The organism is Vibrio sp. THAF64 (assembly GCF_009363455.1).
GTDB lineage: Bacteria > Pseudomonadota > Gammaproteobacteria > Enterobacterales > Vibrionaceae > Vibrio > Vibrio coralliilyticus.
This window is the reverse complement of sequence record NZ_CP045355.1, coordinates 2,315,870-2,339,496: the sequence shown is the minus strand read 5'-3', so window position 1 is coordinate 2,339,496 and position 23,627 is coordinate 2,315,870. Positions and strand designations below refer to the sequence as shown.

General features: G+C 43.9%; 24 protein-coding genes. 16 read left to right on the top strand and 8 right to left on the bottom strand.

What is annotated here, in order from left to right; translation table 11 throughout:
- The first annotated feature begins 133 nt into the window (after positions 1–133).
- Positions 134–2,251 (top strand): methyl-accepting chemotaxis protein, encoded by a 2,118-nt coding sequence (locus FIU99_RS10700; RefSeq protein ID WP_006962814.1) that lies wholly within the window; start codon positions 134–136, stop codon positions 2,249–2,251.
- A 35-nt stretch (positions 2,252–2,286) separates the two neighbouring features.
- Here the strand turns inward: FIU99_RS10700 and FIU99_RS10695 are convergent, their stop codons facing one another.
- From FIU99_RS10695 to dinG, 5 genes are read right to left on the bottom strand one after another with little or no spacing between them, the layout of a single operon-like run.
- Positions 2,287–3,423 (bottom strand): cupin domain-containing protein, encoded by a 1,137-nt coding sequence (locus FIU99_RS10695; protein ID WP_006962813.1) that lies wholly within the window; start codon positions 3,421–3,423, stop codon positions 2,287–2,289.
- On the bottom strand, positions 3,420–3,584 hold the full coding sequence (rsmS, locus tag FIU99_RS10690; protein WP_006962812.1) for a pleiotropic regulatory protein RsmS: 165 nt from the start codon (positions 3,582–3,584) through the stop codon (positions 3,420–3,422). Before rsmS ends, FIU99_RS10695 begins: the two co-directional genes overlap by 4 nt.
- Before the next feature lies 1 nt (position 3,585).
- Entirely contained in the window at positions 3,586–4,134 is a 549-nt protein-coding gene (locus FIU99_RS10685) for a primosomal replication protein (RefSeq protein WP_006962811.1), read from the bottom strand.
- The gene (locus FIU99_RS10680) at positions 4,131–4,910 is read right to left on the bottom strand and encodes a TSUP family transporter (RefSeq protein WP_006962810.1); all 780 of its coding nucleotides are present in this window, start codon (positions 4,908–4,910) and stop codon (positions 4,131–4,133) included. Before FIU99_RS10680 ends, FIU99_RS10685 begins: the two co-directional genes overlap by 4 nt.
- A gap of 19 nt (positions 4,911–4,929) precedes the next feature.
- Positions 4,930–7,002 carry an ATP-dependent DNA helicase DinG gene (dinG, locus tag FIU99_RS10675; RefSeq protein ID WP_006962809.1) on the bottom strand — a complete coding sequence of 691 codons (2,073 nt, stop codon included), beginning with the start codon at positions 7,000–7,002 and terminating at the stop codon, positions 4,930–4,932.
- Between the two features lie 517 nt (positions 7,003–7,519).
- Here dinG and FIU99_RS10670 point away from each other — a divergent pair.
- Together FIU99_RS10670 and FIU99_RS10665 are read left to right on the top strand one after the other, a co-directional pair.
- Complete coding sequence (locus FIU99_RS10670; RefSeq protein WP_152472273.1) at positions 7,520–8,614, top strand: porin; 1,095 nt, start codon at positions 7,520–7,522, stop codon at positions 8,612–8,614.
- Between the two features lie 75 nt (positions 8,615–8,689).
- Positions 8,690–9,355: a DUF2057 family protein gene (locus FIU99_RS10665; protein ID WP_006962808.1), complete on the top strand. Its 666-nt coding sequence runs from the start codon at positions 8,690–8,692 to the stop codon at positions 9,353–9,355.
- Positions 9,356–9,400: 45 nt separating this feature from the next.
- On the opposite strand, the gene bioA is transcribed toward FIU99_RS10665, so the two are convergent.
- On the bottom strand, positions 9,401–10,678 hold the full coding sequence (bioA, locus tag FIU99_RS10660) for an adenosylmethionine--8-amino-7-oxononanoate transaminase (protein ID WP_006962807.1): 1,278 nt from the start codon (positions 10,676–10,678) through the stop codon (positions 9,401–9,403).
- A 133-nt stretch (positions 10,679–10,811) separates the two neighbouring features.
- Here bioA and bioB point away from each other — a divergent pair, with 133 nt between their 5' ends.
- The 4 genes from bioB to bioD are packed head-to-tail and all read left to right on the top strand — an operon-like array spanning position 10,812 to position 14,479.
- Positions 10,812–11,864 carry a biotin synthase BioB gene (gene bioB, locus FIU99_RS10655; protein WP_006962806.1) on the top strand — a complete coding sequence of 351 codons (1,053 nt, stop codon included), beginning with the start codon at positions 10,812–10,814 and terminating at the stop codon, positions 11,862–11,864.
- Positions 11,851–12,996, top strand: coding sequence for an 8-amino-7-oxononanoate synthase (locus FIU99_RS10650; protein WP_006962805.1), 1,146 nt, complete (start codon positions 11,851–11,853; stop codon positions 12,994–12,996). The genes bioB and FIU99_RS10650 overlap by 14 nt, the downstream gene beginning before the upstream one ends.
- Positions 12,996–13,799, top strand: a complete 804-nt coding sequence (gene bioC, locus FIU99_RS10645) for a malonyl-ACP O-methyltransferase BioC (RefSeq protein ID WP_006962804.1) — start codon at positions 12,996–12,998, stop codon at positions 13,797–13,799. Before FIU99_RS10650 ends, bioC begins: the two co-directional genes overlap by 1 nt.
- The gene (bioD, locus tag FIU99_RS10640) at positions 13,796–14,479 is read left to right on the top strand and encodes a dethiobiotin synthase (protein WP_006962803.1); all 684 of its coding nucleotides are present in this window, start codon (positions 13,796–13,798) and stop codon (positions 14,477–14,479) included. Before bioC ends, bioD begins: the two co-directional genes overlap by 4 nt.
- 68 nt (positions 14,480–14,547) lie before the next feature.
- Here the strand turns inward: bioD and FIU99_RS27345 are convergent, their stop codons facing one another.
- Complete coding sequence (locus FIU99_RS27345; protein ID WP_006962802.1) at positions 14,548–14,715, bottom strand: hypothetical protein; 168 nt, start codon at positions 14,713–14,715, stop codon at positions 14,548–14,550.
- 308 nt (positions 14,716–15,023) lie between these two features.
- Between FIU99_RS27345 and htpX the strand changes: the two genes are divergently transcribed.
- The 9 genes from htpX (at position 15,024) to FIU99_RS10595 (ending at position 22,103) form a co-directional block, all read left to right on the top strand.
- Positions 15,024–15,884, top strand: coding sequence for a protease HtpX (gene htpX / locus FIU99_RS10635; RefSeq protein WP_006962801.1), 861 nt, complete (start codon positions 15,024–15,026; stop codon positions 15,882–15,884).
- 185 nt (positions 15,885–16,069) lie between these two features.
- Positions 16,070–16,489 (top strand): nuclear transport factor 2 family protein, encoded by a 420-nt coding sequence (locus tag FIU99_RS10630; protein ID WP_006962799.1) that lies wholly within the window; start codon positions 16,070–16,072, stop codon positions 16,487–16,489.
- Positions 16,486–17,211, top strand: a complete 726-nt coding sequence (locus tag FIU99_RS10625) for an SDR family NAD(P)-dependent oxidoreductase (protein WP_006962797.1) — start codon at positions 16,486–16,488, stop codon at positions 17,209–17,211. Before FIU99_RS10630 ends, FIU99_RS10625 begins: the two co-directional genes overlap by 4 nt.
- Positions 17,212–17,223: 12 nt before the next feature.
- Positions 17,224–18,504, top strand: coding sequence for an NAD(P)/FAD-dependent oxidoreductase (locus tag FIU99_RS10620; RefSeq protein WP_006962795.1), 1,281 nt, complete (start codon positions 17,224–17,226; stop codon positions 18,502–18,504).
- Positions 18,504–19,301, top strand: coding sequence for a DUF1365 domain-containing protein (locus tag FIU99_RS10615; RefSeq protein WP_006962793.1), 798 nt, complete (start codon positions 18,504–18,506; stop codon positions 19,299–19,301). Before FIU99_RS10620 ends, FIU99_RS10615 begins: the two co-directional genes overlap by 1 nt.
- Positions 19,298–20,536: a cyclopropane-fatty-acyl-phospholipid synthase family protein gene (locus FIU99_RS10610; protein ID WP_006962791.1), complete on the top strand. Its 1,239-nt coding sequence runs from the start codon at positions 19,298–19,300 to the stop codon at positions 20,534–20,536. The genes FIU99_RS10615 and FIU99_RS10610 overlap by 4 nt, the downstream gene beginning before the upstream one ends.
- A 2-nt stretch (positions 20,537–20,538) precedes the next feature.
- Positions 20,539–21,063, top strand: a complete 525-nt coding sequence (locus FIU99_RS10605) for a DUF2878 domain-containing protein (RefSeq protein ID WP_006962789.1) — start codon at positions 20,539–20,541, stop codon at positions 21,061–21,063.
- Positions 21,020–21,568: a chalcone isomerase family protein gene (locus FIU99_RS10600; protein ID WP_172974063.1), complete on the top strand. Its 549-nt coding sequence runs from the start codon at positions 21,020–21,022 to the stop codon at positions 21,566–21,568. The genes FIU99_RS10605 and FIU99_RS10600 overlap by 44 nt, the downstream gene beginning before the upstream one ends.
- Position 21,569: 1 nt before the next feature.
- Positions 21,570–22,103: a DUF3833 domain-containing protein gene (locus FIU99_RS10595; protein ID WP_006962787.1), complete on the top strand. Its 534-nt coding sequence runs from the start codon at positions 21,570–21,572 to the stop codon at positions 22,101–22,103.
- A gap of 83 nt (positions 22,104–22,186) precedes the next feature.
- Here FIU99_RS10595 and purB read toward each other — a convergent pair whose 3' ends face one another.
- Complete coding sequence (gene purB / locus FIU99_RS10590) at positions 22,187–23,557, bottom strand: adenylosuccinate lyase (protein WP_006962786.1); 1,371 nt, start codon at positions 23,555–23,557, stop codon at positions 22,187–22,189.
- Positions 23,558–23,627: the final 70 nt, after the last annotated feature.

The following is a 23,627-nucleotide window of genomic DNA, read 5'->3' as shown; positions in this document are numbered from 1 at the left end:
GGTGTATTTGTATTAACATATCTGTAAACTTTCGATTGATAATTGATTGCAATATGTTGTAATTGGTCTCGAAATGTAGAATTTAGTTTTCGTTCTCATGCGATATGAATGAGTTTGCTCATAAGGATGTACTATGCGAACCCTTTCCGTTCAATGGAAAATTACCCTTCTTGCAGGTTGCTGCCTGCTCATTACCTCTTTATCCCTGATCGGATTTTCTGTTTACAACGCAGTGACTAACCAACAACAGATAAAGGCACAAAGTGCAGAGTCTGTGATCAACAAATCAGAGCAACTGCTTGAAACACGAGCACTACTGAATGCCACTGAAGTGGCTGAATATCTTAATGAAGCCTTATATCGAGCGGAAATGCTGGCATCTAATGCGCTGTTTTTGAAAACCAATACTGAAGAAAATTTTGGTGATAGCGAAGAATTGCGTACTGCTTTGGATGAAATGGTTCGCAAGTCGGTACTGAGTTTTGATTCGATTCAAGGTGCTTATCTCGTCTTCAGGCCTAACATGCTAGATGGTGAAGATAGTAACTATGTTGATGCGGAGTATGTAGGCTCGAACGAACGAGGGCAGTTTGCACCTTACTGGGTAACCGCTCAAAACGGTGAGAATGTCGTGTCTAATGTGCTGAGTGAAGCGGCGCTGGAAGATACTCAAAACAGTGAGCGATTCTTTTGTCCGCTTTCCAGTGGCGATTCATGTGTCAGTACTCCAAGACTTATTAACCAAGCTGGCGGACAGGTTTTGGCGACCTCTATATCTGTTCCGATCATGATCGATGATACTGTGATTGGTTTCTTTGGTATTGATCTTCGACTTGATGCGATGTCGGGTATTGTTGTCGAGTCAGACAGCCAACTCTTCAACGGCAGTGGTAATGTCAATATCATCAGCCTAGATGGTTCATTGATTGCTAGTGATGATTCCTCTCGTGCCATTGGACAATCGTTCGACAGCAAAACACTTTCCAGTGATCAATTGACTGATCTTCTGTTTGGGCAGGAAGTTCAAACCCAATGGAGTAGTGATGGTGAATGGCTGAGCGTATTTGCCCCTATTATGGTTGCCAATCAAACTTGGGGCGTATTATTTGATATGCCTAGAAGCAGCGTGTTGGCAGACGCAGAAATGCTCGATCAAACCATCAGCCATCAGGTGGAGTCGAGCGTGAAAACCGAAGTACTTGCGGGCTCAATTTTGGTTGTTTTCGGTTTAGTGACTATCGCGGTGATGGCATCTCGTTTGGTTAAACCAATTCGTGAGGTGGTCGCGAGGTTAGATGATATTGCATCTGGCGAAGGGGATTTAACTCAGCGCTTGGATGTGAAATCCCAAGATGAGATTGGTCAGCTTGCCACAGGGTTCAATAAATTCCTTGATAAGCTTCAGTCAATTATTAGTGATGTCGTAGAAACGACGCTGCAGATCGGTACGACGACAGAGCAGTCTCGAATAGCAGCTCAGCAAACTCGCTCAAGCAGTGATTCCCAGTTTAAAGAAGTGGATTTGGTGGCAACAGCCTCTGAGGAAATGACTCAAACGGCAGGTCTGGTGGTTCAAAACGCAGAAGTTGCAGTGAGCGAAGCTGAAAAAGCCAACGTCGCTGCAGATTCCGGTAAGAAGGTTATTGAGCAGTCTCAAGACGAAATGGTTCGATTAGTTGAGAGAATGACGGCAGCGGTTCCTGTTGTTGAAGAGCTAGCGAAAAACAACGCCAACATAACCGAGATACTGACTGTTATTGAAGGAATTTCAGAGCAAACGAATCTTCTGGCCTTGAACGCTGCCATTGAAGCCGCGCGAGCAGGTGATCAAGGGCGTGGTTTCGCTGTAGTTGCCGATGAAGTTCGCAGCCTAGCCAGTCGCACTCAATCGTCAGTTGGTGAAATTCGTCAGGTGATCGAAGATGTACAGAAAGGGACGCAGGATGTGGTCAACGCTATCCAAGATGGTAATGATTTAGCGAATGATTCCGCCCAACAAGTTGAAAGAGCAGTTTCTCAGCTCAACAATATCTTTGATGCGATCTCATCCATCAATGATATGAACTCGCAGATCGTGAAAGCCGCTGAAGAGCAGCAGTCGGTATCTGCTGAGGTAAATCAGAGTGTCAGCAACATCCGTGACTTGAGCGCGCAGATTTTATCTCAAGCAGAAGAATCTGAAACTGTCAGCACGCAAATCGGAAATCTCTCAGAAAGACAGCAAAAACTGGTGAATCAGTTTAAAGTATAAAAGTAAAGGGCCTCTTGATGAGGCCCTTTTGCTATCTAATCTAGATACCAGTAACCAAGGTTAACCAGTGTTGTAAGCAGCTGCATTTGTGAGCCAGATAACTTGCCGTCGATATCTTCAATCTCAATCGACTCTTGATTACACAGTAGGTGGACGAGGTGCGGTGACTCAGCTGGGTAAGCATCACCGTTAATGTAAACATGTGCAGATTCGTTCTCATGGTAGAGCGCACGTAAACCAGAGACTTTGCGTAAACTGCCTAGTGATTCTAAGTGGTGGTAGATTTCCAGAGTGCTGATTGGCTCTTCAGGTTCAACAATATCGAGCTGATGGCGAGATTGACTTAGCATACCCCCCATAAATTCACGGATATCGGATTCTGATTGCAGGGCCGAGCGAAGCATGGCTGTCAGCTTATCTAAATCAGTATTGAGTATTTTGCCGTATTGATGCTGAACCGTTATCTCTGGGTTATGTAGGTGAACGTCACCTTTTTCATTGGCTAGTACATAATCAGCGAAATTACTGAGCAGTTCTTGCTCCTTAGGTGAACGAAAGCCCATTGAGTAACTCATACTCGGCTCTAGCGTATTCCCTTCGTGCGGGAAACCTGGCGGGATGTATAATATGTCACCGGGTTCCAATACTTCATCAATGATGGCATCAAAGCCTTCAATCTGACGCAAAGCGTCGGCCTGAATCGACTCTTTATACTGACCTTTATCTAGATCTCCAACACGCCAGCGGCGTTTACCACTGCCTTGGATAATGAAAACATCATATTGGTCGATGTGAGGGCCAACACCACCTTCAGGGGCAGAAAAGCACACCATTAAGTCGTCAAATAACCAGTTGGGCAGCTGTTTGAATGGCTCTATTAATTCGGCTGCACCTAGGTGCCAATGGTTGCAAGCTTGTACCACTAATTGCCAATGGGACTCAGGCAGGTTTTCAAACAGAGAATCGTCAAAAGGACCGTGTTGTGCTGACCACTTACCTTCAACGTTAGAAATGTAACGCGAATCTACCTCTTCCTCCATGGCAAGTCCTGCTAACTCGTCTGGAGAAATCGGGTCGATGAAATCATTGAATCCGCCTTTAATCACAGTCGGTTTCTTGTGCCAGTATTGAGCAAGAAACTCTGTCATGTCAAAACTTAGTGGATAGCTCATGATTTCTTCTCCAATTTGTTTTCCAAATCAGATTTAACAATGTTGATGGCCGCCAATGCTACTTCGGGATCTATCTCATTGCTTTCAATTAAATAGATGAGATCCACAGCGAGTTTTATTTCATCAGGTGCTTGATCCAGATTGGACGAGTTTGAAGACATATTACTGGTTCCGCTCTTTGTAACTAATTTGCTTTTCAATTTTGATTTTAGCTTGCTGGCATCGTTGCAAACGACGCTGAGCAGACTGCAAAGTTTGTGCAGCTAGAGACTTATCTCTTGGTGTGGCGAGCTTATGTTCTTGCTCCTTGTTTTTCACCAATGTTTTAAGCCGTTGTTCCCATTGTTGGTGCTGAGCCAAGCTTTGGTAAAGTTCATTGAGGTTGCGTTGACTGAATGACTTGCCGGTCGGTTCGCTTTGTCTGAGAGCTGTTGTAGCTAATTCTCGTTTAATTGCGCTAATTTGCCACAACAGTTTTTCAGACAAAAACTCTGCTTGGTCAGGCGATAGTGATCCTGATGATTGTTCGCAGAGAATTTTGTCGAGTGTTTCATGTGCTTCATAAGTGTAAGGCGTCAGAAGCTTGGATTGGCAGCGAAATAGTTTTTGGTCGAAAAGGGCTTGCTGCTGTTCGCCTCTTTGGTTATCCAACAAAGTGGCTTCTTGTTCCAACTGTTCTAATAACGATGATAGCTGGCCAAATTGCTTCATAGATTCACAAACCACGCTTCATAAGCAAGTTTCACGGCAAGGATACTTACAACGGTAACAAATACAGGGCGGATAAACTTAGCGCCGAATCGTATTGCCGAATGAGCACCAACAAAGGCGCCTGCCATTAGGCAAACACCCATAGTCAGCCCCAGCACCCAATCAATGTGACCTAGGATGGCGAACGTGATCAGCGAGGTGAAGTTACTGGTAAAGTTCATCGCTTTCGATAGGCCCGACGCCAGCAAAATGTTCAATCGATACAGTGCCATTGAACTGACAGTCCAAAATGCGCCTGTCCCTGGGCCTGCAACGCCATCATAGAAGCCGATACTGAACCCTTGAATATATTGTTTTTTATTAAACTTAGGGCAAGGTTGTGGCATCTCATTACTGTTTGATTGTGGTGTTTTGTGCCAGATGGTGTAAATCGCGGCAAGCAGAATGATGATAGGGAGAATCTTTTCCAGCCATTCGGTACTAATTAGATCGACAACTAGGGTCCCGAGGGTTGCACCAATTAAAGTCGCAATAAACGCTCGACCCCAGCAATGAGGTTTGAACAGTCGCTTTTTATAATAAGTAAACGCTGCTGTTGATGACGCGAACGTAGCTGCCAGCTTATTGGTACCTAACGCGATATGTGGTGGTAAGCCAAGGGAAAGCAGAGCAGGTACGGTAAGCATACCGCCACCGCCAGCTACGGCATCGATAAAACCTGCCACAAAAGCAACCAGCGCTAACACCAACAACATTGTTGGTTCAAAAAGTTCCATACAGTTTCTTATATTCTAGTTATTCGATGACACGTTTAAATGGTGGTAGTGAGTCGAGTAGAGCCTTGCCATATCGCTTAGTAACGATACGACGATCAAGGATGATGACTGTACCAGAATCTCGCTCTTTTCGCAGCAGACGGCCGACAGATTGGATCATTTTTTTGCTCGCTTCAGGTACTGTGATTTGCATAAATGGGTTTCCACCTTTGCTCTCAATATACTCTGCGTGAGCTTGTTCCACTGGTGAGGTAGGGACGGCAAAAGGTATCTTGGTAATGATTAGGTTTTCAAGTAAATCTCCAGGAAGATCAAGGCCTTCTGAAAAACTTCCGGTACCAAATAAGATGCTGGTTTTCTTACACTGTACTAAGGTTTTATGTTTTTTTAGAATCTCTGAGCGTGATTCTTTACCTTGAACCTGTAGTGACCAACCTTTTTTTATAAAGTATGACGATAACGCGTCCGTGACTTGATTCATTTGCCAGTAGGATGAAAACAACACCAAGTTGGCTTTCTTCTCTTCAATCAATTCTGGCAGTCGTTCAATTAAGCTATCGGTAAATTGAGGAGCTTGAGGTTCATAAGCCATTTTAGGCACTCTAAGCTCCGCTTGGTTTTGGTAGTCGAACGGAGAAGCTAAGGCTAAAAATCTCACGCCGTCTTCTGGTTTTTCACTGATCCCAGCTTGTCGACAGAAGAAACTAAACGAGTTAAGTGCTCGCATGGTTGCAGACACAAGCACCGCACCAATACAGCGGCTCCAAAGCTGTTGATCTAATTGCCACCCAACTTCCAAAGGTGACACATTGACAACAAAATCGCCTTCTCGTTCAGGTGCGACTTCCAGCCACCTTGCTAGAGGGGCGCCTTTCTCTCGTTGAGGCTCAGCCATTAAGTTCCAGACTTGAGCAAGGTTATCCATGCGTTGAATGTAAAAACCAAGCTCGGCTAAAGCAGGTTCGGCAAGTCGGTTAGCAAGCTCGCCATCTTTCACTCGCTCAGCAATAAGATCTGCAATCTTTGCAACAGACTGCGCAGCTTTTTGGGTGACAATCTTTAATTGTTTTGACTCTTCTTCTAACCATGTGGGTAACTCACCATTCTCAAACCGATAACAGCCATCTTCAAATTGGTCAGCATTAAAACGACTCGCAAGTTGAGTCAGTGAAGGAATCAATTGTTGAACTGCGTCTTGCAATTCATTGCGAAAGCGGCCTACGCGTTTTTCATCTGCCAGATTGGCAAACTTAGTTACAGACTGATTCAAACGCTCGAGCCAACTTGCCGCGCCTTTTAAACTCGCTGCAGCTGAGGAGTGGTCTCGTGCAACATGTGGGAGGTGATGAGCTTCATCAAAAACATAAATAGTATTCTCTGGTTCAGGGAGAATGACCCCACCACCGAGATCGGCATCGGCCATAACTAAGCTATGGTTGGCAATGATGACATCCGTTTTATCTAGCTCTGAACGCGCTTTTTGGAAAGGGCAGTCACGGTGAACGGGTATGCTGTTGTTACAGCTGTGTTTGTCGCTGACGATGGATTGCCAAATTTCATCGGAGATCGGCTTTGGCCAAGAATCCCTGTCACCATCCCATTTGTTTTGCGCGAGCTTTTTATACATCAGCTCAAGCTGTTCGACATCTCTACGCTTTGGTTTGCTGTCAAACATCGCCATTTGACCACCATCCGCTCCACATGCAGCGGCGAGTTTCTCTGCACAACAATAGCGTTGCCTGCCTTTGGCCAGTATGAAAGAAAATTCCCTGTCAATCAGTCTTCTGTACAAAGGGAGGTCTTTATTGAGCAACTGTTCTTGCAGCGCGACTGTCGCCGTCGAGATCACAACTTTACGATTATTGAATAATGCCACTGGGATCGCTGCCATCAAATATGAGAGTGATTTACCGATACCAGTCCCTGCTTCGGCGACAATCATTCGTGTTGATTTGTGGTACTCACCACATAGGGATTTGGCGATTTCTGCGACTAAATAGTTTTGAGCTCTGCGAGGTACAAAGTTATCCAGCTGAGATTGTAAATTTTGATAACTGGTACGTATGGATTGCTGGATTTTACTGGTGGTCATACTGGTGCCTTTAATTAGGGAAGGCGATGTTACCACATTTTTTTAAATGATAAGTAGTTCACGAAATGAGAGCATTTCATATCAAATCTAGATCTCCTTCACAAAAAAAAACTGAACCTTCATAAACTTAGAGCATATTTTTAGATTTAAAAATATATCTCTCCATAAGTGTTTTTTATGTAGATGAAAATTCCGTTTGTTAACTGCTTGTTTACTTTGGTTAGTTTAAAATATCGCAAAACTGCAATTTCCTTTTTGATGATAATTTACTTAATTTGATTAGAACTTGCTCGAAAAAATACCCTATTTATATGTAACTATATGTATTTAAAGCATTTTATTTTTTTTGATTTGTTTTATTTAGGTCATTTGACAGGTAGCTGAATCTTTTGCAATCTAGACCCCGAATTTTAGTGGCGACAACATCTGACCAGTTAGAGTTCAGAGTTGTCATCAAAAAACATAAAGGGAACCGGATAAGGATTTCCCCATTCTATAGAAAAGGCAGTGGATTATTATGAAAAAGACTCTAGTAGCTCTTTCAGTTCTAGCGGCAGCAGCAAACGTAAATGCAGCTGAAATTTACTCTACAGATGCTTCTAAAGTATCTTTAAAAGGTGAAGTTGACGCATACGTTGCAACTACTGATATCGAAAAAACTGGTACTTCAGCAACTACTCGTACTGAAACAGACCCATTTGTTACAGTTTGGGGTAAAATCCAGCTAGATGCAGAGCACAAGGTAAGCGATACACTAACTAGCTTTGCTTCTTTCGAAATTGAATCAAGCACTGGCTTTGATTCAGCGGCTACAGATAACAATGCTAAGTTTGACGACGTTTACATCGGTGTTAAATCTGATTCTTGGGGTGTTGCGATCGGTGAAGTAGGCGATCTTGCTGAATCTCTAGACGCAATCGAGAAAGGTGATATCACAAACGAAGGTCAATTCTTTGGTTCTGCTGGCGGTCACCGTGCTGAATCAAATGGTAACGGTGTCGTATTCAAAGCTGAGCTTGCAGAAGGTCTAGTATTCGTAGCTGACGCTAACACTGAGTCTAATGAGAACATCGACAACACTTACGGTGCTTCTCTAGACTGGACTATCAACGACATGTTCTCCGTTGGCGCTTCTGCTATTAACGGTGAGCAAGCACAAGACACAGATTACCAAGTAGTTGGTCTGTCTGGTTCTGTTAACGTTGGCGGTTTCTATTTTGCAGCTACAGTAGCTCAGTTTGAGGGTGTTAACTCTTTTGGTCTATTCGGCAGTTCAGTTACTGAAGGTACAACTAAAACTAGCTACGACTATGTAGATGGTACTGCATACGGCGTTGCAGCTCAGTACACTATTGATAAAACTCGCCTTTACGCAACGTACGATGTAATGGACCTAGATGAATTCACGGTAAGTGGTGCAAATGCGAAAGGTGATACAACTAACCTAGTTGTTGGTGTTGATTACGCTCTACAAGACAATGTTACTATCTTCGGTGAATACCAAACAGCTGAAACTTCTAACGACTTTGAAGGTGCATCAGCTGCTACTCTTCAATCGAGCGCTGGCCTAGATGCAGATACATTTGTGATCGGTGCATACTACACATTCTAATTGCTAGTCATTTAGAATAGGTTAAAGCCAACGCGAAAGCGTTGGCTTTTTGTTATTGATAAAAGGAAATACCACGTGAATAAAATTAAACATATAGTTCTGGCTGTACTGGCGACTGCTGTTTCTCTTCCTTCTCTGGCGCTTGATTTGGATCTAGACAGTGGTATTTCAGCTGAAGTATTGAACGGCAAAAAAGTCAAAGATGAGAATTATGAACTGGTCAAAGGTGATAATCAGTTTGTATTTGAATTCAGTGGCAAGTTGAAGGATGGTCATAAGCGAGAGTATTACTCTTCTCGTCCTTATATTGTTACTCTGGATCTAGAAAATGCTGATGTTTTGAAAGTAGAGCTGGTTTCAAACAGATTGAGTAGTATTGAAAAAAAAGTTAACAAACGAGAGCCAATTTTTAAGTTCACGATTGATGGCAAGGCTGTAAACGATTCTCAAGAAATGCTCCCACCGGCTGAAGGTGCATTCCCTTACTCAAATGTTCCTGCTTTAGTTGATACATACAACAAAGAGCGAGGATTAGTTTTTGACTCAGGTAAGGTAGTGGAACTAAAAGCAGAGTTAGCGAAACTGGAGCAAAGTGAACCTATTGCTTCGGGTGAAAGAAAGACAACAACTATTGCTGGTGTAACCGAATCTGAAAATACACTGCAGCTAAAACTCTGGTACTTGCGCGCAAGTGATGAAGAGCGAAAAAACTTTAAGCGCTGGATGATCGAACAAGACTAATTTGATTTAAAAAGGCTTCTTAAGAGAAGCCTTTTCAATACGTACTCAATTAAAGCAAGTAGGCTCCACTAGAGCATTTTCAATTGCTCCAACAAGCTTTTCTATATGATCGGGCTCACTAATAAACGGTGGCATCATATAGATGAGTTTACAGAAAGGTCGAATCCATACGCCTTGCTCAACAAATAGTTGTTGTATCTTTTCCATATTGACTGGTTTAGTTGTCTCAACGACTCCAATTGCACCTAACCACCTCGCATCGGCGACTAAGTCATATTGCTTTAATCTAGGCAGCAATTCTGAAAACGCATTTTCAATTTGAAGTGTCTGATGTTGCCAGTCTCCTTGCTCTAAAAGCTCTAAACTAGCTGTTGCCACTGCGCAAGCAAGCGGGTTGCCCATAAAGGTAGGGCCATGCATAAAGCAGCCTGCTTCGCCTCCACATACGGTGTCAGCGACGTCTTTTGATGTGAGAGTGGCTGACAGTGTCATGTACCCGCCTGTCAGCGCTTTGCCTACGCAAAGAATATCGGGTTCTACTTCTGAGTGTTCACAGGCGAACATCTTCCCTGTACGGCCAAATCCAGTTGCGATTTCATCAAGAATCAATAGTACACCAAATTGGTCGCACAATTTCCTTACACCTTTTAGGAAGCTCGGATGGTATATCCGCATGCCACCAGCACCTTGGACAATGGGTTCTAGAATTACGGCCGCGATCTCAGTGTGATGAGCTTCTAACTTAGATTTGAAATCATTCAGATCAGCTTCATCCCACTCCTGATGAAAACCGATTTTTGGAGAGTCAGCGAATATGTGTTCCGGAAGAAAGCCTTTGTATAGCGAATGCATTGAGTTGTCTGGATCCGTCACTGACATTGCGGCGAACGTATCACCATGATAGCCGTCCCTTAAAGTTAAGAACTTAGGTCGTTTCTCACCTTTCGCATGCCAGTACTGAAGTGCCATTTTTAGACTTACTTCGACGGCTACCGAACCTGAGTCAGCTAAAAATACATGTTCGAGATTATTGGGCGCGAGAGAAAGGAGCTTCTTGCATAAATTAATCGCTGGCTCGTGAGTTATGCCCCCAAACATGACGTGCGACATCTTGCTTATTTGTTCTTGAGCCGCGTTATTCAGAGCAGTGTGGTTGTAGCCGTGAATCGCCGACCACCAAGAGGACATGCCGTCTATCAACTCTCTCCCACCTTCAAGCTTTATGTAAACACCATTCGCTGAGGTGACTGGATAGCAGGTCAGAGGTGTTAGCGTTGATGTATAGGGATGCCAGATATGGCGGCGGTCAAAGTCGAGATCCATCAATATTTCCTCAATGATGAGTGGTCATATAATGACCATATGTAAACTTTTGAAATTTAATAGTGTTGACAGTTTACATCGCGTCGGTAGACTAGCCAAGTCAAGAAACTAACAATAATAGTAAGGAATACACGTGGAAGTACGTCACAACTGGACGGTAGCCGAAGTTCGCGAATTAATGGCGAAGCCGTTTATGGATCTTCTTTTTGAAGCGCAGCTAGTTCACCGTCACTATCAGCAACACAACCACGTACAAGTCAGTACATTGCTCTCAATTAAAACTGGCGCCTGCCCTGAAGATTGTAAGTATTGCCCGCAGAGTGCTCGTTATCAGACAGATGTTGAAAAAGAACGTTTGATGGAAGTTGAGCGCGTGCTTGATGCAGCCCAAAAAGCCAAAAGTGCTGGGTCTACTCGTTTTTGCATGGGAGCAGCTTGGAAGAATCCTAAGGCTCGTGACATGCCTCACCTGACAGAAATGATTAAGGGCGTGAAGGGGATGGGGCTTGAGACCTGTATGACTCTCGGCATGCTCACACCTGAACAGGCCGCTGAACTGGCTGATGCAGGCTTGGATTATTACAACCACAACCTTGATACTTCTCCTGAATTCTACGGCAGTATTATTACCACACGTACATACCAAGATCGTCTAGATACCTTATCTCACGTACGTGATGCCGGTATGAAAATCTGTTCTGGCGGGATTATTGGTATGGGGGAAAGTGCCAATGATCGTGCTGGTCTGTTAGTTGAGCTAGCAAACTTACCGACTCACCCTGAGAGCGTTCCTATCAACATGTTAGTGAAAGTCAAAGGGACACCACTTGAAGAAGTCGATGATGTTGAGCCATTCGATTTTATTCGTCTTATTGCTGTCGCGCGTATTTTGATGCCTAAGTCAGCGGTGCGTCTATCTGCTGGTCGTGAAGATATGAACGAGCAGATGCAGGCGCTTTGTTTTATGGCAGGTGCTAACTCAGTGTTCTACGGATGCAAGTTGCTGACTACACCTAACCCTTCCGAAGACAAAGATATGCAGTTGTTCAATAAGCTGGGCATCAACAGTCAAGAAGTGTCCCAGCGACCAGATGAAATTGAGGAAAATGATCTGCTTGATCGTGTGGTAGAGCGTGTTGCTGCACGTCCAGCCAAGGATGATCTGTTTTACGATGCCAGTGTTTAGTGAACGCATTGATCGAGCTCTGAACGAAAGAAAACGTCAGGGGCTTGAGCGCAGTATGCGCATGGTTGGAGCGGGTAATAGCACGACGCTAACGCATGGAGACAATCTGTTTACCAATTTCTCCAGCAACGATTACTTAGGCCTCGCGACAGACAAAGAGCTGTCAAATGCTTGGCAAAAGGGCTTGAATCTGTATGGCAACGGAAGTGGTGCATCTCCTCTGGTTACAGGGCACTCAAAAGCGCACTCAGATCTACAAGCCGCGTTATGTGAGTGGCTTGGCTTTGAACGAGCGATATTGTTTAACTCCGGATTTTCGGCCAATCAGGCCTTACTTTTCAGCTTGTTGGAAAAAGATGATCTGCTTATCCAAGACAAATTAAATCATGCCTCTTTAATGGAGGCTGGCATGCTTTCTCCTGCGACGATGAAACGCTTTCACCACAATGATGCTGAACATTTGAAGGTAATCATGAAGCAAAGCGCGTTAGTTGTGACTGAAGGGGTGTTTAGCATGGATGGTGATCTCGCACCGTTAGCCGATATTCATGCTGTCACTGAAAATAAGTCTTGGCTTGCCGTTGATGACGCGCATGGCATTGGCGTTCTGGGCAGCGACGGTCGAGGGAGTTGTGACGTAGCGAACGTTAAACCTGATGTGCTGATAGTGACGTTCGGCAAAGCTCTGGGTTTGTCAGGAGCAGCGATTATGTGTAGTAAGGCATTGGGTGAGTATTTAACGCAGTTTGCTAGACATCACGTTTACTCAACGGCTATGCCGCCTTCACAAGCTTATGCGTTAACTCATGCGATCACTATGGTTCAAACTCAACATTGGCGACGAGACAAGCTTTCGGATCTGCAAGGTGAATACGCCCAGCACTTTTCTTCGTTTGATGGTTATGTAGAGACCTCAACACCTATTAAACCCTTGTTGATTGGGAAGAGTGGCGCTGCATTGGAAGTCGCGAATGACTTAAAGGGTGCGGGTTTTTGGTTAACGGCGATTCGACCTCCCACGGTTCCTAGTAATTCAGCAAGGTTAAGAGTGACGCTCTCGGCGAATCACTCGGTGACACAAATTAAAGAACTCGCAAAAAGCATAGAAGTTTCAATGGAAAAGGTGCATTGATGGAACACGCTATTTTGATGCATGAGTCTTGGCCTCAAGACAAAACCGCCATTGCAGAAGCGTTTGGTAAAGCAGCCAATACTTATGACTCTCATGCTGCTTTTCAAAGAATGGTAGGGGAGCGGTTACTGAATCAGTTACCTGAAGATTTAAGTAATAAAACGGTCCTCGATCTTGGCTGTGGGACAGGGTATTTTTCAGACAAGCTGCGCCAACGTGGTGCGTTGGTGATCTGCTGCGATCTTTCACAGCAGATGTTGAATAAGGCTGAGGAAAGGTGTGGCTCTGCAGGAATGCGCTACCAGCTTGGAGATGCTGAAGCTTTGCCGTTTCCAACTGCTTCTGTTGACTATGTGTTCTCAAGTTTAGCGTTGCAGTGGTGTGAAGACTTGTCACGCCCCTTGAGAGAAATGCGTAGAGTTGTTAAACCAGCGGGCCAAGTGTATTTTTCTACCTTGCTTGAGGGATCATTGGAAGAGCTGAAATGTGCTTGGCGCCAAATTGACGCATATCAACACGTCAACGACTTTATCAGCACCAATCAGGTAAAAATTGCGTTAGCGCAATCTGGTTGCCAGAGTCATCATCTAGACTTGCCTACCATGAAGGTTTGGTACGACACTGCATTTTCTTTGATGCGCGATCTGAAGGGCATTGGAGCTAATCATGTAAGCGGGCGTTCACATGGGTTAACGAGCCGTCGCACACTACTCGAAGTTGAGCGTGCATACCAAACGTTTAAAAACCATCAAGGTCTTCTACCTGCAACTTATCAGGTTTGTTTAGGGGTTATTCATCTATGATTGATGCATTTTTTATTGCTGGTACGGATACCGATGTTGGTAAAACAGTTGCTTCAAAAGCAATTCTTAACGCGCTTGCGCTAAAGGACTTAAAAACAATTGGCTACAAGCCCGTTGCAGCGGGTAGTGAGAAAACAAGCGAAGGCTACCGAAATTCAGATGCTTTGTATCTGCAAAAAGCCTCCACACTTGACGTTGACTATGATCAGGTCAATCCATACGCTTTGGAGTTGCCAGCTTCACCGCATATAGCCGCTCAGCGTGAAGGTATTGAAATTCAGTACTCCGTGTTGAGTGAAAAATTAGCGGAGCATAAAGATAAAGCGGATGTGGTTCTGGTCGAAGGGGCTGGGGGCTGGCGAGTGCCGGTCACGGAATCTAAATGCCTGTCTAGTTGGGTACAGCAAGAGAAATTGCCTGTGGTGTTAGTTGTTGGCATCAAGTTGGGGTGCTTAAGCCATGCTATGTTGACTGTCGATGCGATTAAGGCGGATGGGTTGGAAGTGATTGGTTGGGTTGCAAACCGAGTCAACCCTGGTACAGAGCATTACGCTGAAATCATTGAAATGCTGGAACAAAAAATTGGTGCGCCAAAGCTGGGTGAGATTCCTTACGTACCAAGCGTTAAACAAAAAGATCTAGCGAAATATATTGATGTGTCCACGCTAATTGATAGTTGATTTTTCCTCGTGACCTAAAACATAAAGGCTGCCATATGGCAGCCTTTATTGTATTTATAATCTGACACTTACTTATCTTGGTTTAGACCCATGAGCGCTTGCTGGGTATCAGAGATACGTTTCTGTGCTTGCTGCTCTGAAGAAATACCAAGTTGCTGCTTTGCTTCTTCCTCTGAAATACCAAGGTGGCAGCATAGTAGGTCAATAGCCATTTGATAGTTGTTAGTTTCAACCATGATTTTGTCCTTTTCACACATGGATATTTTAATCTGACAACAATCTAGCACGCTTCAGTCTAGGTACAATAAGACCAAAGTCTAATACTGCTGCTGTTGATTAATATATCGGGCAAACTGCATTTTGGCTGTGAATTCTTACGGAAAACTTTCACAATTTTTGCAGTTAAGAAAACAAATGTTTCAATTTGCATCTATCCCTTGTATTTAAAAGGGATAGACTATATCTATGAGTTAGATATAAAGCCTCGGCGCAAGATTCGTATTGCCAAGGCAAATAATTAAGCTTCCTGTTTCGGAGAAAAGTAATGAAGCGAGTAATGTTATTTTTGGCAACGAACTTGGCCGTTGTTCTGGTCCTAAGTGTTGTTCTAAATATTGTTTATGCTGTTACAGGTATGCAGCCTGGCAGTTTGTCTGGTCTGCTTATTATGGCGGCGGTGTTTGGTTTTGGTGGTTCATTCATTTCATTGATGATGTCGAAAGGTATGGCGCTGCGCTCTGTAGGTGGCATGGTGATCGAAAGTCCTCGTAATGAGACTGAGCACTGGTTGTTGGAAACGGTTCGTCGACAGTCAGAGCAAGTGGGTATTGGTATGCCAACTGTCGCTATTTATGACTCGGCTGACATTAACGCATTTGCAACAGGTGCCAAGCGCAATGATTCATTGGTCGCAGTCTCAACGGGTCTTTTGCACAACATGACTCGAGATGAAGCCGAAGCAGTGCTAGCTCACGAAGTGAGTCATATTGCAAATGGTGACATGGTTACTATGACGCTAATGCAAGGTGTTGTGAATACGTTCGTCATCTTCCTATCACGCTTCATTGCGAATATCGTTTCATCTAATGATGAAGAAGAAGGTGGCAGCAATATGATGGTGTACTTTGGCGTATCCATCGTTCTTGAACTTGTATTTGGCTTCCTAGCAAGCTTCATTACTATGTGGTACAGCCGCCACCGCGAATTCCATGCTGATGCAGGTGCGGCGCAGTTGGTAGGCAAGCACAAAATGATTGCAGCTTTGGAGCGCTTAAAAGTGAGTCATGAATCTCAGTTAGAAGGTTCAATGATGGCATTTGGTATTAATGGTAAGCGCTCAATGACGGAGTTGCTGATGAGCCACCCTCCACTAGATAAGCGTATCGCAGCCCTACGCAACTCATAAGTTTTTGATTTAACGAAAAGGCTTGATTTTATATCAAGCCTTTTTTGATCCCTTCTAATTTAACCGCCGTACAACTCTGCAAATTAAACTTTTACAAAATTTATATTTGTACAACTCATAAAAGGTGCCTAATCTTCATTATGAATTGTACATAAAAATATTTTGTATAACTAATTGGAGAGGACATGAACGTCGAGTCGGTTGGTCACATATATCAGCAACTAAGCAAGAACAACCTCTATCTTTTAGATGATGTCTATCATCAAGATGTTGTCTTTGAAGATTCAGCGCATCGTCTTCAAGGTTGGCAAGCTTTGCAAAGCTATTTCGATAGCCTATATACAAATGTCAGGCGATGTGACTTTGACATCAAAGAGCACCAGCAATCGGGCGACAGTGGGTTCTTGACTTGGTCAATGTCTCTAGAGCACCCCAAGCTTCAAAAAGGCAAAACGGTTGTAGTCAATGGAGTTAGTCATCTGAAGTTTAAAGATGGCAAAGTCATATATCACAGAGATTACTTCGACCTTGGCGAAATGCTTTATGAGAATCTTCCACTGCTTGGGTCGGTTATAAAGACGATTAAGCAGAGGTTAGGTCAATGACTTGCGTTCTAATCACAGGCGCTACGTCTGGCATCGGCAAACAACTGGCCGAGGATTACGCCCGAGAAGGCTATGAAGTTATTGCTTGTGGAAGAAACAAACAAGCACTTGAAGAGCTTGAATCTTCCTCCAGCTTGATTACTTCGCTTCAGTTCGATTTAACGGACTTATCCAGCACAAAACAGGTGTTGGAGAATCTAGCAGTCACGCCGAATATTTGGATATTCAATGCTGGTGATTGTGAATACATAGATGATGGCATTGTAGACGCTCAGCTTGTGAAGCGCGTGTTTGATATCAACGTCGTTGGTCTTGCCAATGCTATAGAAGCAAGTCAACACCATTTTCAAGCTGGTCACACGGTGGCTTTGGTGGGTTCTATCGCCAGCGAGGTGGCATTGCCTAGAGCAGAGGCCTATGGCGCATCCAAAGCCGCTGTGAGTTATCTCGGCAGAACCCTTCAGCTCGATTTAGCCAGTAAGAACATCTATGTATCAGTAATATTTCCTGGTTTCGTGAAAACGCCTTTGACTGATAAAAACACATTTCCTATGCCGATGTTGGTAACTGTACAACAGGCATCGCGAGCCATACGCAAGGGGCTTGCTGCTCGAAAACAATATATTTACTTCCCTCGAAGATTCACAACGCTATTGCGTTTCATCGGTGCCATGCCTTACAGCTGGCAAAAGCGAATAACCGCTAAATTGATCTCAGAGTAAGAGGATTCCAAAATGAAAATAGCCATAATCGGGACAGGTATCTCTGGGTTGACATGTGCTTACCATCTCAACAAGCAACATGATGTTACTCTTTTTGAAGCCAACGACTATATCGGTGGGCACACAGCGACGGTCAATGTTGAGGTTGAAGGCGAGAGCTATGCAGTCGACACCGGTTTCATCGTGTATAACGATAGAACTTATCCGCACTTCATGGCCATGATGGAAGAGATTGGTGTGGAAGGTATACCGACGCAGATGAGCTTCAGTGTTCGTAATGACGATTGCGGATTGGAGTACAACGGTCACACGTTATCTACGCTTTTTGCGCAAAAAAGAAATTGGTTCAATCCTAGGTTTTACGCTTTCATATTCGAGATCTTACGCTTTAATAAGCAAGTCAAAAGGTTAGTTGAACAATCTCAAGAGTCCGAAAAAACGCTAGGAGACTTTTTATCAGAAGAGAAATTTAGCGACTACTTTTGCGATAATTATATCTTACCCATGGGGGCTGCCATATGGTCTTCTACACTTGCAGATATGCGTGCTTTCCCTCTTCAGTTTTTCGCTCGCTTCTTCTTGAATCATGGATTACTAGACGTACTGAACAGACCACAGTGGTATGTAGTAAAAGGAGGTTCAAATGCTTATGTTGAGCCGCTAACAAGAGATTTCGCCGATAACATAAAGCTGTCTACACCTGTGAAGTCTGTCCGTCGAGAGCAACTTGGCGTGCGAATTGAACTCGACGATCGAACCGAACGTTTTGATCAGGTGATTTTCGCGTGTCACAGCGATCAGGCGCTAGCCCTGCTTAGCGATGCTAATTGCATTGAAAGTGAAGTCTTGGGTCAGTTGGAGTACCAAGCGAATGAGGTGACGCTTCATACTGATGAGAGCTTACTTCCTAAGAGGAAGTCAGCTTGGGCTTCTTGGAATTATTGGTTAGATGGAGCGCAAGGTGAGAGCGAACGCCCGCCAACGCTCACCTACAACATGAACATATTGCAACATATACAAGCGCCTGTGACATTCTGTGTTTCATTAAACAGCGCGCACCTGATTGAGCCGAATAAAGTGCTCAAAACGTTTACTTATCATCATCCTGTCTTTAGTGAGCAATCGATGCAGGCCCAGAGACGACGTCAAGAAATAAATGGTCAGGACAAGGTATGGTTCTGTGGTGCGTATTGGTACAACGGATTTCATGAGGACGGGGTCAAAAGTGCTTTAGATGTTGTGAGAGAGCTTAAACAGCTCAACAAAGTTGAGCGCCAAAGAGGTGCGGCATAATGAACTCAGAGCACAGTTGCTCATTGCTTGTTGGGGACGTAAGACATCGCCGCTTTAGTCCAGTAGAGCATCAGCTAAAATACCCAATTTTTATGCCTTGTATCGATTTAGACCAGATCAGCGCAGTGGAGAAATCTGTGTGGGGTTTCGGGCAAAAGTGGTGGCATTGGGCGAGATTCAAACGGGATGATTATCTAGGAGAGGGAGATTTAAAACACGCGGTATTTGACAAGATAAAAGAGCTGACAGGAGAGAAAGTAGACGGTCGTGTTGAGGCAGTCATCCATCTTAGATATCTCGGGATCTATTTCAGTCCGGTAAACTTCTACTATGTTTATAACAAGGATGGAGATTGGCGTTATCTGTTGGCTGAGGTAAGTAATACCCCCTGGAATCAAAGGCATTACTATGCTGTTCCTGCTTTTGATGAAACTTTGTGGCGACACAGCAAAGCGTTTCACGTGTCCCCCTTTAACCCTATAGAACAAGAATATGTTTGGCGGTTAAAACCCTTAGGGAAAAAGCTTTCGATTCATCTTGAGTGCCATCGGGATAAAAAGGAATTTGATGCCACGCTCAGCATGAGTAAGCAAGCGCTTACATCAAGGATACTCCTAAAACAACTAATTAGGACACCGCTAATGGCAGCTAAAATGTTGGTCGGTATCTACTGGCATGCGCTTAAGCTCTGGTGTAAAGGTGCCCCGTTTTACTCTCATCCTAAATACAAAACAAAGCCAGAAGCATCTTCTGAAAAACATAAATCGAGAGAACAGGTTAAGGAGCATAGGACATGATGAACTCCCAAACTTTAGGTTACTCATCGTCACTAAGCACAGGACAAAAAACAGCGCGTAGTTTGGCAATGTCATTCCTAAAAAAAATCACATCAGGTTCACTAACTGTGATTGAGTCTTTCTCACAGTCAGAAAACAGGACCACTTTTGGTGCACCCCAGACGTCACGCTTGCACGCGATAATTGAAGTCAAAAATCCGGGCTTTTACGCAAGATTGCTAAAAGGTGGCAGTATTGCAGCGGGTGAGGCTTATATGGAAGGCTGGTGGGATAGCCCAGATTTAACCAAGCTTATGGAGCTAATGGCCTTAAATTTAAAAACACTCGACTCTATTGAAGGACAGAGTAGCTTTATTTCTCGAATATCTTACCAGCTTGGGCATTGGTTCAATCGAAATACTGAGAAGAATGCGGCTAAAAATATTAGTGCTCATTATGATTTGAGTAACGAGCTTTACCAAACGTTCCTTGACCAAGAAATGTTGTACTCCGCTGCAGTGTTCAGCTCGACTGCTGATAGTTTAGAGCAGGCTCAGATCAACAAAATGGAAAGGTTGTGTCAGCAGCTTGAACTGACCTCTAGCGACCGAGTTATTGAGATTGGTACAGGTTGGGGTGGTATGGCGATATACATGGCGGAGACATATGGTTGTCACGTTACAACCACAACGATTTCCGAGCAGCAGTATCAGTACGCTCAGCAGCAAATAGTTGAAAAGGGACTAGAGCATAAGATAACACTGCTAAAAAAAGACTACAGGCAGCTAAAGGGGCATTACGACAAGCTGGTATCCATTGAAATGATCGAAGCAGTAGGCAAGGAGTATTTGGGCTCATACATTGAAAAGTGTCAGTCTCTTTTAAGGCCAAAAGGACTGATGGCAATCCAAGCCATTACCATTGCTGACCAAAGATACGACTACTACAGTAATAACGTAGACTTTATCCAGAAGTATATTTTTCCGGGTGGCTTCCTGCCTTCGATTACTGCTTTAACTCAAGCAACAACTGCACACAGCGACTTAGTCTTGAAGAACTTGTTTGATATAGGCTTAGATTATGCGCAGACGTTGAAAGAATGGCACACAAGATTTATGGCAGCCGAAAGCCATGTCAGGAAATTAGGCTTTGATGACACGTTTATCCGTATGTGGAAATATTATTTCTGTTACTGCGAAGGTGGATTTCGAGCGAAAAGTATAAGCACTGTCCACATGACTTTTCAAAAGGCGTGAATATGACGACGAAGAGGCTAATTTTCTATTCTCTCTGGTTTCAAATTGTCTGGATCATCGCAGTATTTGGTCAGGAGAAACTGCAGTGGTTAGCAGTTAGCCTTGTCGTTGGTACCTATGTATACAGCCAATTAGTTGCACCGATTAAGCTTGAGCGAGTGTTTTTGATGGCGTTATTCGGTGTCATGGTCGATTACGCCAATATGGCGCTTGGCATTTTTCGTTTTGAATTCAATGAATTCCCTATTTGGCTTATGGCACTTTGGTTTATTTTTGTTTGGTATGCATATTTTCTTGTGCCAATAGTGAGCCGATTTTCTATCTTGCTCGTATCTATTTTCGGGGGAGTTGGAGGAACGCTCAGTTATTTAGCAGGAGAAAAATTGGGCGCGGTCTATTTTCCTTTACCAACGACAACCACACTTCTTGTATTAATGGTGGAATGGCTGCTGATTGCGGCAGTCATAATAAAGGTTTATGGAAATGCATCGGATAAAATGGGGTATGCTGGCAGGGTTGATCGCTAGCTCTTTGATTGTTAGCGCAAGTGTAGAAGCAAATACTGCTAACGATGAACAATGGCAGGAATGGCGTAAAGTGGGTAGCGCACAGCTCACTTATTTCTTTTTTGACGTATACAAATCTCAGCTTCTTACACCCTCTGGCGACTACGCACAGAGTGAAGATGTTTCACCACATCCACTCGCGTTATCCATTGAGTATCAAAGAGATATTAGTCAAAAACAGTTGGTCGATGCCACTATCGAGCAATGGGAAAAACTGGGTTATTCCGACACTAGCTCTTGGGTGACTCAGCTCGAAGACATTTTTCCAGACATCAAAGATGGCCAACAACTGATCTATGTCTCCGATGGAGATATAGGCAGATTCTTTTTTTCCTCTCTCAGCGAAAAAAATCAGTTGATAGGTTCTATTACCGATCCTCAATTAAATGATGCGTTTCTCGCGATCTGGTTGTCTCCACAGACGCAATACCCAAAACTCAGGCAAGAACTGATAGGAGCTAAATAGAATGCGAAAGATTAAAACGTTTATTTTCGCTAGCCTATTCGTTTTACTAACGGGGTGTTCTGCAGATATCTCTGAATATAAAGACAGCACACCTGCTTTCAATCTATTCGAGTACTTTGACGGCGAGGTGACCGCTTGGGGGATGGTTCAGGATTATACCAACAAGCAGCAACGTCGTTTTAAGGTCGATATTGTAGGCTCAATCGATGGAGATACTTTAACACTTGTTGAAGATTTTGTATTTGACGATGGCGAGCTTGACCAGAGAATCTGGAAGATTAAGCGATTGAGCGATAGTACCTACGAAGGAGAAGCTGGAGACATACTAGGTACTGCGAAAGGTAACGAAGTGGGTAATGCGCTCCACTGGGTATATGACTTTGAGCTCGTCGTGGATGGTTCAAAGGTAACTGTAGCTTTTGACGATTGGTTATTCAGGCAAGACGAGCGACATGTCTTTAATATTACGAGTATCCGAAAGTTAGGTTTTGAAGTAGGCAAAATCACTTTGTTCTTTCAAAAGTCAGATGTGTAGTTAATGTAATACCCATCTACGAGTAGGTATAAAAAAGGGTTGACGCTTTCACGTCAACCCTTAAATTTTATCGGTGCTTGATCTTACAGTTTGTCAGTGAGCTCGATTGCCTGACCAATATAGTTCGCTGGCGTCATCTCTTTTAGGCGAGCTTTCTCGTGCTCTGGTAGCTCAAGGCCGTCGATAAAGTTACGCATTGCTTCACCATCTACACGTTTACCACGAGTTAGCTCTTTGAGCTTCTCGTATGGCTTTTCGATGCCGTAGCGACGCATAACAGTCTGCACAGGTTCAGCAAGAACTTCCCAGTTTTGGTCTAGTTCAGCAAGTAGTGCTTCACGGTTCACTTCTAGCTTGCTGATACCTTTCAGCGTAGAAGTGTAAGCAATGATTGCGTAGCCAACACCAACACCTAGGTTACGTAGAACGGTTGAGTCAGTTAGGTCACGCTGCCAGCGAGAGATTGGTAGTTTCTGTGCTAGATGGCCGAATACTGCGTTAGCAAGACCTAAGTTACCTTCAGAGTTTTCAAAGTCGATTGGGTTAACTTTGTGAGGCATGGTTGAAGAACCGATTTCACCAGCGATTGTCTTCTGCTTAAAGTGACCTAGTGCGATGTAACCCCAAACGTCACGATCAAAGTCTATTAGGATAGTGTTGAAACGTGCAACCGCATCGAATAGTTCAGCAATGTAATCGTGTGGTTCGATCTGAGTTGTGTAAGGGTTCCAAGTAACGCCTAGTGACTCAGTGATGAACTCTTCAGAGAACTTGTGCCAGTCTAGTTCTGGGTAAGCAGATAGGTGAGCGTTGTAGTTACCTACAGCACCGTTAATCTTACCTAGGATTTCTACGTTAGCGATTTGCTTGTATTGACGCTCCATACGGTACGCCACGTTCGCCATTTCTTTACCCATAGTAGATGGAGAAGCTGGCTGGCCGTGTGTACGAGATAGAAGAGGAATATCGCGGTATTCAACAGCAAGTGTTTTAATAGCGTCAATGATGTTTTTGATCTCAGGAAGAATTACTTCATCACGAGCTTCTTTAAGCATTAGTGCGTGAGACGTGTTGTTAATGTCTTCTGAAGTACAAGCAAAGTGAAGGAATTCATTGACGGCATGGAGCTCTGGTACACCTGCAACCTTTTCTTTCAGGAAGTATTCAACAGCTTTTACGTCGTGGTTCGTCGTACGCTCAATTTCTTTAATTCGAGCAGCGTCTTCTTCACTGAAGTTAGCGGCAAGATCATCAAGAAACTGGTTTGCTTCTGCACTGAAAGCTGGTACTTCTTTGATTGCATCAGTTGCAGCAAGCTTCTGCAGCCAACGAATTTCAACGATAGAGCGGTACTTTAGAAGGCCAAATTCGCTAAAAATGCTGCGAAGTGCAATCGTCTTACTTCCGTAACGGCCGTCTACTGGTGAAACAGCAGTCAGTGCTGACAGTTCCATGATGTTCTCCTGAATTGAGTTTCTAAATTTCGTGTGCTTTATACCAATAACCGCATAGATTGTCACGCAG